At 72.4% G+C, this 16111-nt stretch carries 11 protein-coding genes; 7 read left to right on the plus strand and 4 right to left on the minus strand.

The window, feature by feature from the left end; genetic code table 11:
• Positions 1 to 3 precede the first annotated feature (3 nt).
• Positions 4 to 1017, minus strand: coding sequence for a metal ABC transporter substrate-binding protein (locus tag ACY34K_RS08120; RefSeq protein ID WP_462745281.1), 1014 nt, complete (start codon positions 1015 to 1017; stop codon positions 4 to 6).
• Positions 1018 to 1155: 138 nt separating this feature from the next.
• Between ACY34K_RS08120 and ACY34K_RS08125 the strand changes: the two genes are divergently transcribed.
• Complete coding sequence (locus tag ACY34K_RS08125; protein ID WP_462745283.1) at positions 1156 to 2538, plus strand: glycine--tRNA ligase; 1383 nt, start codon at positions 1156 to 1158, stop codon at positions 2536 to 2538.
• Positions 2539 to 2608: 70 nt separating this feature from the next.
• On the opposite strand, the gene ACY34K_RS08130 is transcribed toward ACY34K_RS08125, so the two are convergent.
• Positions 2609 to 3196 (minus strand): TetR family transcriptional regulator, encoded by a 588-nt coding sequence (locus ACY34K_RS08130; RefSeq protein ID WP_462745285.1) that lies wholly within the window; start codon positions 3194 to 3196, stop codon positions 2609 to 2611.
• Positions 3197 to 3227: 31 nt separating this feature from the next.
• The gene (locus ACY34K_RS08135; protein WP_462745287.1) at positions 3228 to 4250 is read right to left on the minus strand and encodes an aldo/keto reductase; all 1023 of its coding nucleotides are present in this window, start codon (positions 4248 to 4250) and stop codon (positions 3228 to 3230) included.
• Between the two features lie 339 nt (positions 4251 to 4589).
• Between ACY34K_RS08135 and ACY34K_RS08140 the strand changes: the two genes are divergently transcribed.
• Positions 4590 to 4781, plus strand: coding sequence for a DUF6243 family protein (locus ACY34K_RS08140; RefSeq protein WP_462745290.1), 192 nt, complete (start codon positions 4590 to 4592; stop codon positions 4779 to 4781).
• 453 nt (positions 4782 to 5234) lie between these two features.
• On the opposite strand, the gene ACY34K_RS08145 is transcribed toward ACY34K_RS08140, so the two are convergent.
• A complete protein-coding gene (locus ACY34K_RS08145; RefSeq protein WP_462745293.1) occupies positions 5235 to 6683 on the minus strand; it encodes an MFS transporter in 1449 nt (482 codons plus the stop codon).
• A 57-nt stretch (positions 6684 to 6740) separates the two neighbouring features.
• Here ACY34K_RS08145 and dusB point away from each other — a divergent pair, with 57 nt between their 5' ends.
• From dusB to ACY34K_RS08170, 5 genes are all read left to right on the plus strand, one after another.
• Entirely contained in the window at positions 6741 to 7877 is a 1137-nt protein-coding gene (gene dusB, locus ACY34K_RS08150; RefSeq protein WP_462745296.1) for a tRNA dihydrouridine synthase DusB, read from the plus strand.
• 139 nt (positions 7878 to 8016) lie between these two features.
• Positions 8017 to 9228 (plus strand): hypothetical protein, encoded by a 1212-nt coding sequence (locus ACY34K_RS08155; RefSeq protein ID WP_462745299.1) that lies wholly within the window; start codon positions 8017 to 8019, stop codon positions 9226 to 9228.
• On the plus strand, positions 9225 to 11450 hold the full coding sequence (locus ACY34K_RS08160) for a VMAP-C domain-containing protein (RefSeq protein ID WP_462745302.1): 2226 nt from the start codon (positions 9225 to 9227) through the stop codon (positions 11448 to 11450). The genes ACY34K_RS08155 and ACY34K_RS08160 overlap by 4 nt, the downstream gene beginning before the upstream one ends.
• 13 nt (positions 11451 to 11463) lie before the next feature.
• Positions 11464 to 12426 (plus strand): AAA family ATPase, encoded by a 963-nt coding sequence (locus ACY34K_RS08165; protein ID WP_462745304.1) that lies wholly within the window; start codon positions 11464 to 11466, stop codon positions 12424 to 12426.
• A complete protein-coding gene (locus ACY34K_RS08170) occupies positions 12426 to 15941 on the plus strand; it encodes an SAV_2336 N-terminal domain-related protein (protein ID WP_462745307.1) in 3516 nt (1171 codons plus the stop codon). The genes ACY34K_RS08165 and ACY34K_RS08170 overlap by 1 nt, the downstream gene beginning before the upstream one ends.
• The last annotated feature ends 170 nt before the right edge of the window (positions 15942 to 16111 follow it).

Consider the following 16111-nt stretch of genomic DNA (forward strand, 5'->3'; position numbering starts at 1 on the left):
GGATCACTTCGCGCCGAGGGCCTTCTGCAGCGCGGCGAGGTTGGACTCCATGACCTCCATGTAGTCAGCGCCCCGGGACTTGTCCGTGATTCCCTCCAGCGGGTCCAGGACGTCCGTCTTCAGGCCGGTGTCCCGGGCGAGGGTCTTGGCGGTCCTGTCGCTGGCCAGGGTCTCGAAGAAGACGGTGGTGACCTTGTCCCGCTTCGCGATGTCCTGCAGTTCCTTGATCCGGGCGGGGCTCGGCTCGGACTCGGGGTCGATGCCGGCGATGCCCTCCTGCTCCAGGCCGTACCGCTCGGCGAGGTAGGCGAAGGAGGCGTGGGTGGTGATGAAGGTCTTGGTGGTGGGCTTCTTCAGGCCCTGCGCGAACCGGGTGTTCAGGGCGTCGAGCTCCTTGACCAGCTCGGCGGTGTTCTTCTTGTAGGCCGCGGCGTTGGCCGGGTCGGCCTTCTCCATGGCGGCCCCGACGCCCTTGGCGACCTCGGCGTACTTCACCGGGTCCAGCCAGATGTGCGGGTCGGCGTCGGCCTCGCCCTCGTCGCCGTGCCGGCCGGCTTCCTCGCCGGAGTGCTCGTCGCCGTGCGCGGCATGCTCCTCGGCGGACTCGCCGGCGTGGTCGTGGCCGGCCTCGGTGCCGTGCTTCTCCAGCTTCGTCAGGGTGGCGGCGTCGACCGTGTTCTTGACGCCGGCCTGCTTGATCGCGTCGTCGACCGCGGGCTGGATACCCTTGAGGTAAAGGATGAAGTCCGACTCGCCGAGCTCGCCGATCTGCTTCGGCTTGAGTTCCAGATCGTGCGGCTCGACGCCCGGCTTGGTGAGGGTGGTGACCGAGACGTGGTCGCCGCCTATCTCCTCGGCCAGGAACTGCATGGGATAGAACGACGCCACCACGTCCAGCTTGCCGTCGCTCACGTCCGCGGCACCGGCGGATCCTCCTCCGCAGGCGGACAGCGAGATCATGCCGAGAGCCACGGCTCCGGCAACGGCGGTGGTGGATATGAGGCGACGCACGTTCATGACAGTCATTTTCAACAAAACTGGAAACGATTGTCAACAAACGGGCTGTGCGGCCCCCGTCACCCCCGATTTGATCCGGGGGGTGCGCACGCCGGTAACCTGAAGCATTCGTCCGCCCGTCTTTATGAAGAGAGCACCGTGGCCGCCGACAAGATCGACACCATCGTCAACCTGAGCAAGCGCCGTGGCTTTGTCTACCCGTGCAGCGAGATCTACGGCGGACAGCGTGCCGCCTGGGACTACGGACCGCTGGGTGTCGAGCTCAAGGAGAACATCAAGCGTCAGTGGTGGCGTTACATGGTCACCTCGCGCGAGGACGTCGTCGGTATCGACTCGTCGGTGATCCTTGCGACCGAGGTCTGGGAGGCCTCCGGCCACGTCGCCACCTTCACCGACCCGCTCACCGAGTGCACCTCCTGCCACAAGCGGTACCGCGCGGACCACCTGGAGGAGGCGTACGAGGAGAAGCACGGCAAGCTCCCCGAGAACGGCCTCTCCGACCTGAACTGCCCCAACTGCGGCAACAAGGGCACCTTCACCGAGCCCAAGCAGTTCTCCGGCCTGCTCTCCACCCACCTCGGCCCGACGCAGGACTCCGGCTCCGTCGCCTACCTGCGCCCCGAGACGGCCCAGGGCATCTTCACCAACTTCGCCCAGGTGCAGCAGACCTCGCGCAAGAAGCCGCCGTTCGGCATCGCCCAGATGGGCAAGTCGTTCCGGAACGAGATCACCCCCGGCAACTTCATCTTCCGCACCCGCGAGTTCGAGCAGATGGAGATGGAGTTCTTCGTCAAGCCGGGCGAGGACGAGCAGTGGCACGAGTACTGGATGGAGCAGCGCTGGAACTGGTACCGCGACCTTGGTCTCCGTGAGGAGAACATGCGCTGGTACGAGCACCCGCAGGAGAAGCTCTCGCACTACTCCAAGCGCACCGCCGACATCGAGTACCGCTTCCAGTTCGGCGGCAGCGAATGGGGCGAGCTGGAGGGCGTCGCCAACCGCACCGACTACGACCTCTCGGCGCACTCCAAGGCGTCCGGCACCGACCTGTCGTTCTTCGACCAGGAGGCCGGCGAGCGCTGGACCCCGTACGTCATCGAGCCCGCCGCCGGTGTCGGCCGCACCATGCTGGCCTTCCTCCTCGACGCCTACAACGAGGACGAGGCGCCCAACGCCAAGGGCGTCATGGAGAAGCGCGCCGTGATGCGCCTCGACCCGCGCCTCGCGCCGGTCAAGGTCGCGGTGCTTCCGCTGTCCCGCAACGCGCAGCTGTCCCCGAAGGCCAAGGGCCTCGCGGCCGACCTGCGCAAGAACTGGAACATCGAGTTCGACGACGCGGGCGCCATCGGCCGCCGTTACCGCCGCCAGGACGAGATCGGCACGCCGTACTGCGTCACCGTCGACTTCGACACCCTCGAGGACAACGCCGTGACCGTGCGCGAGCGCGACACCATGAAGCAGGAGCGCGTCTCCCTCGACCAGATCCAGGGCTACCTGGGCAGCCGCCTGCTCGGCTGCTGACCCCGGTCGCACGGACGAGAAGGCCCCCGGTTCGACGAACCGGGGGCCTTCTCGCGTCGTGGACGGCGGCTCAGGGGCGCAGTCCGCGCAGGAGGAGCCCGACCACCGCGTCGAACTCGTCGTCGATCGAGTCCGACGTCCACACCGGCGCGTAGCCGGGGTCGTGGAAGCGGGCGGTCGCGTCGAAGACCGCCTTGGCGGCGGCCCTGGCGTCGCCCCGCGCGAACAGACCCGTCGCCATGCCCTCCTCGATGATCCGGCGCAACTGGTCGACCAGCACCGCCAAGTGCTCGTCCACCACCGCGCTGTTCTCCTCGATGAGCACGCTGTACGTGGCGAACAGCTCGGGGTCGTCACCGGCCTTGTGGCGCTTGGCGCCGAACAGGGCGGCGAGCCAGTCGCGCAGCTTCTCGGGGCCGGGTGCCGTCGACTCCGATCCGGTGAGCTCGGCGAGAACGGCCTCCGTGCGGCCGAGCCAGCGCTGGGTGACGGCCTCACGGAGCGCCGCCTTGGTGCGGAAGTGGCGGTAGACGCTGCCGTGGCTGACGCCGAGGGCCCGCGCCACGTCCACGACCGTCGCCTTGCCCGGGCCGTAGCGGCGCAGGACCTCCTCGGTGGCTTCGAGGATGCGGTCCGGGGTGAGGGCTTCGGTGCTCATGGACAGTGACGGTACCCGGCCTCGCCGGGGGTCAGTGCTCGCTGTCCAGGTGCGCCATCTGGGCCGCCGGGTACCGCTCGCCGGCCGCCGCGCCCGCCGGGACGGCCTCCTCGATCGCGGCCAGGTCGGCCGCGTCCAGGGTGACGTCCAGGGCACCGAGTGCCTCGGCCAGCCGGTCGCGGCGGCGGGCACCGACCAGCGGGACGATGTCCTCGCCGCGGGAGAGCACCCAGGCGACGGCGGTCTGGGCGACGGTCACGCCCTTCCGTTCGGCGACCTGCCGCAGCCGCTCGACCAGCGCCAGATTGCGGTCGAGGTTGTCGCCCTGGAAGCGGGGGCTCATCCCGCGGAAGTCGCCGGCGCCGAGTTCGCGGTCACGGGTGAAGTGGCCGCTGATCAGGCCGCGCGAGAGCACGCCGTACGCGGTGACGCCGATGCCCAGCTCCCGGGCGGTCGGCAGGATCTCGTCCTCGATCCCGCGCGAGATCAGCGAGTACTCGATCTGGAGGTCGGCGATCGGGGCGACGGCGGCGGCCCGGCGCAGGGTCCGGGCGCCCACCTCGGAGAGGCCGATGTGGCGTACGTGCCCCGCCTCGACCAGCTCGGCGATGGCGCCGACGGTCTCCTCGATCGGGACGTCCGGGTCGACGCGGGCGATCCGGTAGACGTCGATGTGGTCCGTGCCGAGGCGTTGCAGCGAGTACGCCGCGAAGTTCCGCACGGCGGCGGGTCGGCCGTCGTAGCCGGTGAAGCCGCCCTCCACGGTGCGCAGCGCGCCGAACTTCACGCTGGTCAGGGCCTGCTCGCGAAGGCCCGACGGGGCGGTGCGCAGCGCCTCGTTGATCAGCAGCTCGTTGTGGCCCATGCCGTAGAAGTCGCCGGTGTCCAGCAGCGTGACGCCCGCGTCCAATGCGGCGTGGATGGTGGCGATCGACTCGGCGCGGTCGGCCCCGCCGTACAGCGCGGACATACCCATGCAGCCCAGACCGAGGGCTGAGACGCGGGGGCCGGTGGAGCCGAGGGAGCGGGTGGGGAGGGCGGTGGTGGAGGTCATGGCACGACTATGGCATGACGGATGACAGATTTCAATATCTGTCAGTCGATACGGCGGTGCTCCAGTGCCGTCCGACGCCATCCGGTGCCGGTCCCGCGCCCGTGCCGCGCCCGCGCCGGTCCCGTACCCGCGCCGGGCCCGCGCCCGGTCCAGTGCCGGGCCCGGCGGCGGCGCGCACCTGGCCGATTCGCGGAAAATCCGGTGCCGCCCCGGGCCCCCACGGGGTACCGTCGCCCTCATGAGCTGCCATCTCCCGATCTACGAGTGAGAGCGCGGCGGGCCTGAGCCCGCCCCCCACCCGACGCATTCGCATGACTTCTCACCCTTTGGGAGACCCCCATGGCCAAGAGCCGCAACAACCTCCTCGGCGTCGGCGGACAGCGCCGCAAGATGTCCCGCGCCGACCAGCAGGGTTCCGCGCCGGCCCGTGCGGCCGACCGCAAGGCGGCCGCCGACCAGAAGCAGGAGCTGCTCCGCAAGATGCGCGAGCGTGCCCAGGACGCCGAGCAGGGCGATCAGCAGCAGAGCTGACCGCGCCCGGCCGGTCGTCCGGCCGGATCCACGGACCGCGCACGGCGATATGTCGCACGGCGCACGGGCAGGGCCCGGACCACCTTCGGTTTCGACGGGGTGGCCCGGGCCCTCGCCCTGTGCGCCGGGCGCGGCTCACCGGCCCTGTCCCAGGCCCGGGCCACCGGCCCTCCTCGGCGGCCGTGCGGTCCCGCCACCGGGCGGCCCACGTGTTCCTTCCGGAAAGGCTCGGGCCCAGAGCGATCGTCAGGACGATCGCTCTGGGCCGGGCCGGGGGCGTGACCGCCACCGCGTCCCGTACACCCACCGGGGCGTCGCCCGGGGCGGCCGCACCGCCCACTCCGGGCCACCCTGCCGGCGACACCCCCCGTCGCGGCCCGGTCCCGGCCGGTCCGCGCCCCGTGGCATCACGCGCCGAGGGACGACGCCGCCCCGGGCCGGACCGGAGAGGCTTCAGGAGCCGGCGCTCGCCGCGGCGGCCCGAGGCTCCTGCAGAAGCCGTGCCGTCCGCTCGGCCGTCCGCCGCGCCCAGGCCCCACTGGTCAGGGCGCCCACCAGCAGGACGCACAGCCCACAGCCGGCGATGATCCACCACGCGGGGCGGCTCGCCGCCACGAACCCCTCGGTGTGCGAACCGGCCGTGACTCCCGCGGCCAGGACGGTCCCGATGACCGCGACCCCCAGCGTCTGGCCGACCTGCCGGCTCGTCGAGGCGACGGCGGCGGCGACCCCCGCCTGGGCCCGCGGCATGCCCGAGACCGCCGTATTGGTGATCGGCGCGTTGACCATGCCGAAGCCGAGGCCGAACAGCACGTACCCGGTGAACAGCAGTGGGGCCGACGTCTCCGCCTCGAACGCCGCGAACAGCAGCCCACTGGCCGCCATCGTCACCCCGGCGATCAGCAGCGACGGGCGCGGCCCGCGGCTGCCGACCAGCCGCCCCGACAGCGGGGCGCAGACGAGGGTGAGGGCCGCCATCGGCAGCATGTACAGCCCGGCGTTCATGGCACTCAGCCCACGGACGTCCTGCAGGTAGAGCGTGTTGATGAACAGGAAGCCACTGAGCGCGGCGAACGAGGACACCGCGATGACCGTGGCGCCGCTGAACGGTGCGCTGCGGAAGAACCGCAGGTCGATGAGTGGTTCGGCACGCCTGGGCTCGTACAGCAGCAGACCGCAGAGGGCCAGCAGGGCCGTCCCGGCCAGTCCCACGATCAGCGGCGACGTCCAGCCCGCGACCGGAGCCTCGATGATCGCGTAGGTGAGGCTGCCCAGAAGCACGATGACCAGCAGCTGGCCGACCGGGTCCACCCGGCGCGGCTTCGGCGCGCGGGACTCCGGTACGTACCGGAGCGTGAGGAGCAGGGCGGCGACGCCGACCGGCAGATTGATCCAGAAGATCGCCCGCCAGCCGACGGTGTCCGTGAGCACCCCGCCGACCAGCGGGCCGGCGGCCATGGAGATCCCGACGACCCCGCCCCAGACGCCGATGGCGCGAGCCCGCTCGCGCGGCTCGGTGAAGGTGTTGGTGATGATCGACATCGCGACCGGGTTCAGCATCGAGCCGCCGACGGCCTGCACCATGCGGAAGGCGACCAGGGAGCCCAGGTTCGGAGCGAGCGAGCAGAGCACCGAGCCGAGCGTGAACAGGACGAGGCCGGTCATGAAGACCTTGCGGCGGCCGATCCGGTCGGCGGTGGAGCCCGCGAGCATCAGCAGCGAGGCCAGCACCACGGCGTAGGCGTCGATGGTCCACTGCATCCCGGCGACGGTGGCGCCCAGCTCCCTGCGGATCGAGGGGAGGGCGACGTTGAGGACGGTGTTGTCGAGGCTGACGATCAGCAGGCTCATGCAGCAGATCGCCAGCACCAGCAGCCGCCGGCGGGGGGTGAGCTCGGGCATATATCCAAAGTACGCCTAACTAACGACCTGCTCCCGTCGTGCGCGACAATGGTGGGCATGACCGCGTTCAGCCCCCTCGCCATCGGCCCGCACACCGTGCAGCCGCCGGTGGTGCTCGCCCCGATGGCCGGCATCACCAACGCCCCCTTCCGCACGCTCTGCCGAGAGTTCAGCGGCGGCAAGGGACTGTTCGTGAGCGAGATGATCACCACGAGGGCGCTGGTCGAACGCAACGAGAAGACCATGCAACTGATCCACTTCGACGAGACCGAGACGCCACGGTCGATCCAGCTGTACGGAGTCGACCCGGTGACCGTCGGCAAGGCCGTCCGGATGATCGTCGACGAGGACCTGGCCGACCACATCGACCTGAACTTCGGCTGCCCGGTGCCCAAGGTCACCCGCAAGGGCGGCGGCTCCGCCCTCCCGTACAAGCGGCCGCTCCTGCGAGCCATCCTCAACGAGGCCGTCCAGAACGCCGGTGACCTGCCCGTCACCATGAAGATGCGCAAGGGCATCGACGACGACCACATCACCTTCCTCGACGCCGGACGCATCGCCGTCGAGGAGGGTGTCACCGCCATCGCCCTGCACGGCCGCACCGCCGCCCAGCACTACGGCGGCACGGCGGACTGGGACGCGATCGCCCGGCTCAAGGAGCACGTCCCGGAGATCCCGGTCCTCGGCAACGGCGACATCTGGTCCGCGGACGACGCTCTGCGCATGATGCGCGAGACCGGCTGCGACGGCGTCGTCGTCGGCCGCGGCTGCCTCGGCCGCCCCTGGCTCTTCGGCGACCTGGTCGCCGCGTTCGAGGGCACCGGGAAGGCCGCCACGCCCACCCTGCGCGAGGTCGCCGACGTCATGGTCCGCCACGCCCAGCTGCTGGGGGAGTGGATCGGCGACGAGGCCCGCGGCGTCATCGACTTCCGCAAGCACGTGGCCTGGTACCTGAAGGGGTTCGCCGTCGGCTCCGAGATGCGCAAGCGGCTCGCGATCACCTCCACCCTGGCGGACCTGCGCGCCGGACTCGACGAACTCGACCTCGACCAGCACTGGCCCGCCGGCGCCGACGGCCCGCGCGGGCGGACCTCCGGGAACAACCGGGTCGTCCTGCCGGACGGCTGGCTCAAGGACCCCTACGACTGCGCGGCGGTCGGCGCGGACGCGGAGCTCGACACCTCCGGCGGCTGACCCCCACGGCGGCCCCCACGACAGTCGACGGCCTTGCCCGGAAGCCGAGTTGCGCCCCGCCTCCCTCGCCTAGGATGTGAGGCTCGGGACACAGGTGGGGGACCATGTGACAAGCGTCGTCTTCGTTCACGGTACCGGCGTGCGAGAGAAGTCGTACCGGAGCTCATGGGACAGGGTCCGGCGGGGACTGGAACGGGTCAGACCGGACGTCCGGCTCATCCCCTGCTTCTGGGGCGAGACCCACGGCGCGCGCCTCGCGCTCGACGGCGCCTCCATCCCCGTCAAGGACCAGGAACGCGGCGGACTGCGCAGCACCCCCGGGGACACGCCGGACGACGCACTCGCCCTGTGGGCGGTACTTGACGCCGATCCGCTCGCCGAGATCCGGGCGCTCGCCGAAGCGGCCCCCGACGGCGCCCCCGGGGGCGGCTACTTCCCCGGCCGGCTCGACCCCTGGGACAACCTGTCGGCGAGGGTGGCCGCGCTCGGCGCCGCCGACCTGCCGCAGGACACACCGCCGGGCAGCACCGCCCGGCAGCTCACCGACGACCTCGCCCCGCACCTCACCGAGGCCGCCCGCACCGTCGCCGACGAACTCTCCCTGCGGCTTTCCGGCACCGACGGCTCCCCGGACGCCGAAGCGCTGGCCGCCCGTGCCGTGCTGGTCCTCGCCGTCCACCTCGCCGAACAGGCCGAGGACGCGGACGAACCGCTGCCCGTCGACGGCGCCGACCGCGACCTCCTCGTGGAGGCCCTCACCGACCGGCTCGGCGGAACGGACAAGGGCGGTCTGCGGTCCGCCGGCTCCTGGGCGGCCGCCCGCGCCATGGACCCGCTGTGGCGGACCGTCTCCGACGGCGTCGAACTGGCCGGCCGCCGCCGGACCACGGGCACGGTCGTCCCCGCCGGCGGCGACATCCTGCGCTACCAGGCACGCGGTGAGGGGCTGCGCGCCAGGATCGCCGAAGTCGTGGCCCTCACCCGGGAACAGGACCCCGGCCCCGTCGTCCTCCTCGCCCACAGCCTCGGCGGCATCGCCTGCGTCGACCTGCTCGCCCTCGGCCCCGTCCCCGGCGTGGAACTCCTCGTGACCGTCGGCTCCCAGGCCCCCTTCCTCTACGAGATCGACGCCCTCGCCGGACTGCGGCGCGGCGACGCGCTGCCCGCGCACTTCCCCCGCTGGATCAACCTCTACGACCGGCGCGACCTGCTGGGCTTCGTCGGCGAGCGGATCTTCCCCGGCCGCGTCACCGACCTGCGCGTCGACCTGCGCCAGCCCTTCCCGCGCTCGCACACCGGGTACTTCGCCCACGCGGCCCTGTACGACCGGCTGGCCGCGGAGCTCCCGTGACCCCGGAGACTCCCCAGACCCCCGACTGGACCCGGGCGCACGCCGTCGTGGTCGCCGTCGAGGAATACGCGGGCGGCCGGGACTGGGCGCTCGAAGGGCCCGCCCGGGACGCCGCACGGCTGATGAACTGGTTCGTCGGGCAGGGCATGCCCGAAGAACAGATCCGGCTCCTCGCCTCGCCCCTCGCACACAACGAGGGCCACCTCGCCGGCTTCCCCCGCGTCGACCGCCGGACCGCCGACCGCGTCAACGTCCGCAAGGTGTTCCAGGAGGAGCTGCGCGGCCTCACCGGCGACTGGCTGTGGGTCTACTGGTCCGGCCACGGCCTGCAGACCCGGGGCAACCGGTGGAGCCTGCTCTACCCGGAGACCCGCACCGGCGACCCGCTCGGCGTCGACGCGGACAACCTCGTCTCCCTCATGCGCACCGACCACCTCCCGGCCCGGCAGATCCAGCGCGTCACCGTGATCATCGACGCCTGCCGCAGCGCCCTGTCCCCCCGCGACCACATCCACACCACCCAGCCCGACGAACTGACCCCGAACCCCGAGTCGCGCCGCGACCGCCCCGTGTTCGTAATGCGCGCGAGCCAGTCCGGCACCGCGGCCAAGAGCAGGGGCGGCGAAGGCCTCTTCACCTCCCGGCTCATGGACCGGCTGGAGAAGGGCCGCCGCGACGGTGCCCCCCTCGACCTCGACTCCACCTGGCGCGACCTGCGGTCCGAGTTCGAACGGCTGCGGGAGGGGGGCAGCAGCGAACAGCTCCCGACGGTCTACGTCAGCAACTGGGCCCAGTACACCGACGACTTCACCCCACCACCCCCTCGCGACGACCCCGCCCGGCACACCACCCGCAACCGGCTGGCTCTGATCACCCACGCCGTCCTCGACACCCCCGGCGCGTCGGCGGCCCGCGTCGGCATCCGCCTGTGCCACCAGCTCGGCATGGGGCCGCCCGCCACGGACCACGCCCCCGGCGCGGCAGACCTCGCGTCCTGGGCGATGACCCGGACCCACGGCATCCCCACCCTCGTCCACTGCCTCCGTGAGGAACCGGGCGAGGTGATGGAGACCGTCGAGGTGCGGCGGACGGTCCTGGAACTCACCCCCGACCGGTGGCTCCTGTGCCAGGAGTACGACGACCTCGCCGCCCTCCTCGACGGGCAACCCGCCGGCTTCCACCCCCTGTTCGCGGAGGCCGCCAGACAAGCCGTGGAAGGCGTGATCCTCACCGGCACGTCGCCCCTGGCGGTCGTCGACGAACTCGAGGCCCTGCGGTCCGGCCCCGAGCGGCTACCCCAGCTGCTGCGCACCGTCGAACGCGCCGCGGAACTGCTCGACGACCCCCTCGCCGACGCCTTACGCGCCTGGTCCCTGGCATGTGCCCAACGGCTCGGTCTGAAAGCCGTCCTCCTCGACCGCCGGGCCGAGGCACAGGAGAAGGTGACCCTCGCACCCACCGACGCCGGCGCCGGCGCCGCCCACCACGTACAGATCAGCCTGTCCGCCGCTCCCACCCCGGACGGCAGACGCACCTACCAGGTCTGGAGCCACGGCTCGGGCGGCACCGAGACCCTCGCCGTCGACGACACGCCCAAAGACCTCGCCACGATCGAGAAGGACCTGGACACCCTCCTCTCCCGGCACGCCGCACCCCGGCAGAGCGTGGTGGAGTTCTTCCTCGCCCCCACCGACCTCGAACTGGACGTGCACCGCTGGCGCATCGGAGCCGAGGATCCCGTCCAGCGGTCGCTCGGCACCGACTTCCCCGTGGTCCTGCGGTGCGCCGAGTACCGCGCCCGCCATCAGGCGCTGTGGCATCAGCGCTGGTCGAAGGTGGCATCGGCGGACAGCGCGGACCTGCACTGGCTCGCCCCCGACCTCACCGGCACCACCCCCGCCTACGGCCGGCTCATGCAGCACGAAGACGCCCCCGGCGTCGTCCTGACCACCCGCGCGGACGCCAGGGCCGAGGTCTTCACCGCCTGCCTGTTCGGCGGCGTGCCGGTCATGATCTGGCACGGCGGCACCCAACCCGACGGCGGCCGGGGCCAGTTGGAGAGCCTCCTGGCCACCGGAAAGCTCACGGAACTGCCCGCCGCATTGCGTAGGCTGCGCTCGGCGTGCGACGCAGACGAGAACCACCCCGGGCGGCATCTCGCCCTGCTCTGGGACGACCCGGAACGACCACTGCCCCCGCGACTCGACCTGTCCGCACCGTGAGGAGAAACCGAGAATGAACCAGGACTGGCGGCTCTTCCGCGGGGATGCCGAACCGCACGAGGTCGAGCAGTGGCCCACGGCCCCGCCGTGGCGGACCTTCGGCGCGGCCCGGGACACCGCGGCCCGCGGCCCCGTCCGGCACGTCATGTCCGCCGAGGACCGGGACACCGTCAACGCCGCCATCCACCTGCACCGGCCGCTGCTCGTCACCGGCAAGCCCGGCACCGGCAAATCCACCCTGGCCCGTGCCATCGCCGACGAACTGGTCCTCGGTGAGGTGCTCCACTGGCCGGTGAACAGCCGCTCCACCCTGACCGACGGCCTCTACCGCTACGACGCCGTCGGACGGCTCCGCGACGCCTCCCTCCACAGCCGCGGCACCGACGAGCCGGCGCCCGAACCCGGCATCGGGGACTACCTCCGGCTCGGCCCGCTCGGAACCGCCCTGCTGCCGCGCGCCAAGCCCCGTGTCCTCCTCGTCGACGAGCTCGACAAGGGAGACGTCGACCTGCCCAACGACCTCCTCACCGTCTTCGAGGAGGGCACCTTCGAGATCCCCGAACTCGCCCGCCTCAAGCAGACCGCCGTCGAGGTCCGCCAAGCCGGCTCCACCGAGGCCACCGCGGTGATCGAGAACGGGCGCGTCACGTGCCGGGTCTTCCCGATCGTCGTGATCACCAGCAACGGCGAACGGGACTTCCCACCGGCCTTCCTCCGCCGCTGCGTCCGCCTCGACCTCAAGCAGCCCGACGAACGGCAGCTCCGGGAGATCGTCCGGATGCACCTCGGCGAACAGGTCGACGCCCAGGCCCGCGACCTGATCGAGGACTTCCTGCACCTGCGGGACTCCCAGGCCCACGACCTCGCCACCGACCAACTGCTCAACGCGGTCCACCTGCGCGTCTCCGGCATCGGCCTGGACTTCGCGAGCCTGCGCGAGACCGTGCTCCGCTCCCTGGACGAATCGGACGTCTGATGATCCAGCGGCTGTGCGGCCTGTTCGAGGACGCCGGGGTCGACCTCTCCACCGAGGAACTCCTCGACGTCCTCTGGCTCGCCGTCACCACCCGGCCGCGGACAACCGAGCCCGACTCCGCCACGGCCGCACCCACCGGCGACACCGGCGCCGAGCCGGGCCCCGGCCGGAAGGAAACGGCCGGCCCGTCGGCCGCAGGACCGGCCGGCGGGAACCCCGGCACCCCCGACGGGCCGCTGCCCCGGGCCGGGCACGACGACCACCGCGCCCTGTACGCGCCCGGCGGCACCGCGGCGGCCGACCGGCTGCCCGCCCGCCCCGTCGGCGTACGCGGCGTACGCGCCATCCCGACCGCCCTGCGGCTGCACCGGGCCCTGCGCCCGCTGCGGCAGCCCGTCCGCTCCCGCACCTCGTTCGTCCTCGACGAGACCGCAACCGCCGACCTGATGGCCGACACCGCCGTGCCGGACGTCGTCCTGCGGCCCGCGACCGAACGCCGGCTCGACGCCGTCCTCGTCATCGACGACGGACCCTCCATGATCCTCTGGCAGCAGTACGCCACCGAGGCCCGTGCCCTGCTGGAGCGCCAGGGCATCTTCCAGCGCGTCCGCACCTACGGCCTGGACAGCGGCGACCCCCGACGGCCCGTGCTCCGGGCCCGCCCCTTCAGCTCCTCCTCCGCCCGCAGGTGCGCCCGCCACCTGGCCGACCCGGTCAGACCCACCGTCGTCCTCGTACTCTCCGACGGCGTCGGCCCCGCCTGGCGCAGCGGCGCCGCCGGCCGGCTGCTGCGCCGCTGGGCGGTGCACTCCCCGGTCGCGATCGTCCAGCCGCTGCCGGAGCGGCTCTGGCCCGCACCCGGCATGCCGGTGGAGCAGCTCGTCGTCACCGCGGACCGCCCGGCCGCCCCCGGCCGGACCCTGAAGGTCCGTCACCCGGTCCTGCCGCCCGACCTCGCACCGTACGAGGGGACCCCGATCCCCGTCCTCGAACTGGAGCAGGCCCGTCTCTCCTCCTGGGTACGCCTCGTCCTCGGCGGCGCGGCGAGCGGACCGCTGCCCGTGCTGATGATCCCCGACGAGGGGCCCGCACCCGCGGGCCCGGTGCCCGTCGAGCCGCCCGCCCCCGAGTTCACCGCGGACGAACACTTCCGCCGGTTCCGGCAGTCCGCGTCCCCCGAGAGTCGGCAGCTAGCCGCCGCCCTCGCCTCCGTACGGCCCCTGACCCTGCCCGTCATGCGCCTGGTCCACCAGGCCCACCGGCCCGCCGGCGGACGGTTCCACCCCGCCCAGCTCGCCGAGGTCTTCCTCGGCGGCCTGCTCAGGAGGGCCGACGGCCCGGCGGACAGCAGTCCCGAGAACGCCGAATACGAATTCCTGCCCGGTGTGGCCGAGCTGCTCCTCGACACCGTCCGGACCTCCGACGCCCTGGACACGGCCGGCCGGGTCAGCGACTTCCTGCTGCGCCGCCGCGGCGCGGGCCCCGAATTCCGGGCCCGCCTCTCGGACGACCGGGGAGCCTCCGCGGTCGACTCCGGGGCCGGGCCGTTCGCGGCCGCCTCGCCCCAGCTGCTGCGGAGGCTGGGGCTCGCGCTGGAGGCGACCGAGCGGGAGCCGGAGGCGACGGCGGAGCCGGACAAGCACACGGCCACCGGGCCGGCCGGGCGGGCGGAGCTCGAGCACGAGGTGTCACTCGCGGCCGTGTGGCCCCGGATGTCCGACCTGGTGAGGGAGCTGGTGGACGACCCGTTCACGCCGCATCTCGTGGGCGAGGCCTGTGAGCCCCTGCTCGAGTACGTCGATGTGCGCGATCCCGGGTCGGCACCGGCCTTCCGGCTCAGACGGCTCGCCCAGGTCCTGACCGACTGCCGCCGGACCGACGCGTCCCGGCGGCTCAGGGAGCTGGTACGTGAGGCGCTGGCCCCCCTGGCCGAGGACGAACGGCTGGAGGTGCGCAATGTGCGCGGCCATCTCGCCCTCACCCTGAACTGGCTCGGCGGGACGGACGAGGCGGTCGGCCACCTGCGGGACATCATCGCCATCTCGGCACGGGTGCACGGAGCCGAGCACCCCTACACCCTGACCGCCCGCCGCTACCTCCAGGAACTCCACTGGGAGGCCGATCGGTTCGCGGACGGCGCCACGGTGGGCGAGGCCCTGATCGCGGACCTCACCCGGCTGCCCCGCGTGCAGGGGATGCCCGACTATGCCGACGCCCAGGTGACCCAGGGCTACCTTCTGTACGAGCTGAACAGGATGAGCGAGGCCGAGGCGGCGTTCCGCGCCGCCTACGCCGACCGCAGGGACCGGCTCGGCGAGGGCCGGGACGAGACACTGGACGCACGTGCGTGGCTGGCCAACACGATGCTGATGGTGGGCCGGGTGGCCGAGGGCGAGGCGGAGGCCCGGGAAGGGCTGGCCGCGCTGGAGCGCAGTGGCGCCGAACCGGGGCGGGGACATCTCGCGGCCCTCGAAGTGGTGGCCGAGGCCCAGGAGCACATGAGACGCCGAGACGCGGTGGTGACCGCCCGCCAGGAGGAGGCGGAGGCGTCCGAACGCCTCTACGGCACGGGGGCGGAGCGCTCGATCAGGGCGCGGCGCAGCTGGATCGAGGGCCTGCGGGTGGCGGAGGACCACACGCGGGCGCTCTCCGAGGCGGAGACGCTCGTGGCCGTGGCCGCCGGGGCGCTCGGCGAGACCCACAGCGAGACCCTGCGCGTCCGTGAAACGGCCGCACTCGCGCTCGGTGACACGGGCCGGTACGAAGAGGCGGAGGCGAGGCAGCGGGCGGTGCTGGACGAGGCGCGGCGCCATCTGGGACCGGAGGACGTGGCCACTCTCCACATCCACCACAACCTCGGCTGGCTGCTGCACCGCGCGGGCCGGTCCGCCGACGCCGAACCGGTCCTGCGGGAAGCGCTCGACATGAAGAGGCGCGCCCTGGGCGAGGCACACGGCAGCACCCGGGTCACGTGGTACTGCCTCGCGCTGGTCCTCCGTGACCTCGACCGGGCGGCGGACGCGGAGTCGTCGTTGCGGGCGCTGCTCGACGTCGAGACCCGAGTGCTCGCCCCGAACAGTCCGGGGCTGACCGAAACCCGTCATGTGCTCGCGGGAGTGCTGCGTGGCGCGGGCCGCTTCGACGCGGCCGAGGAGCAGTACCGGCAGGTCGTGGCCGCGTTCGGGGAGTCGCTGGGCCCGCAGGCGCCCCACACGCTGGCGGCCGCTCACGGACTGGGCCGGGTGCTCATCGCGGCGGAGCGGTACGAGGAGGCCGCCGCCCTGCTGCGCGACGTGGTCCGCTCACGTGAGCGGGTCCTGGGGCCCGGCAAGCCGGGCACCCTGTGGTCGCGGCTGCGGCTGGGCGCCGCGCTCGACGGGCTCGGGCAACGGGACGAGGCCGTCGGGATCTGGACGGATGTGCTGGCCACGGCGGTGCGCGAGCGGGGCGAGGAGCACGGCTGCGCCGTGGAGGCCCGGGCGCTGTTGGGGCGTGCCGGGGGGCGAGAGGGGTAGTCCGGATCGTGGGAATCCACGCGCTCGCGGGGCGTGATTCTCGCCACCCCTGATAGGGGTCGCGCTCATATGAGCACTCGGAGAGTGGATCCACTTTCCAAAGGATGGCACGCAGTGCCACACTTCATGCGTTCAAGAGTTGAACTCAAGTGCTGCGAGATTCGCTCACA

The organism is Streptomyces sp. STAM6, from assembly GCF_054963715.1.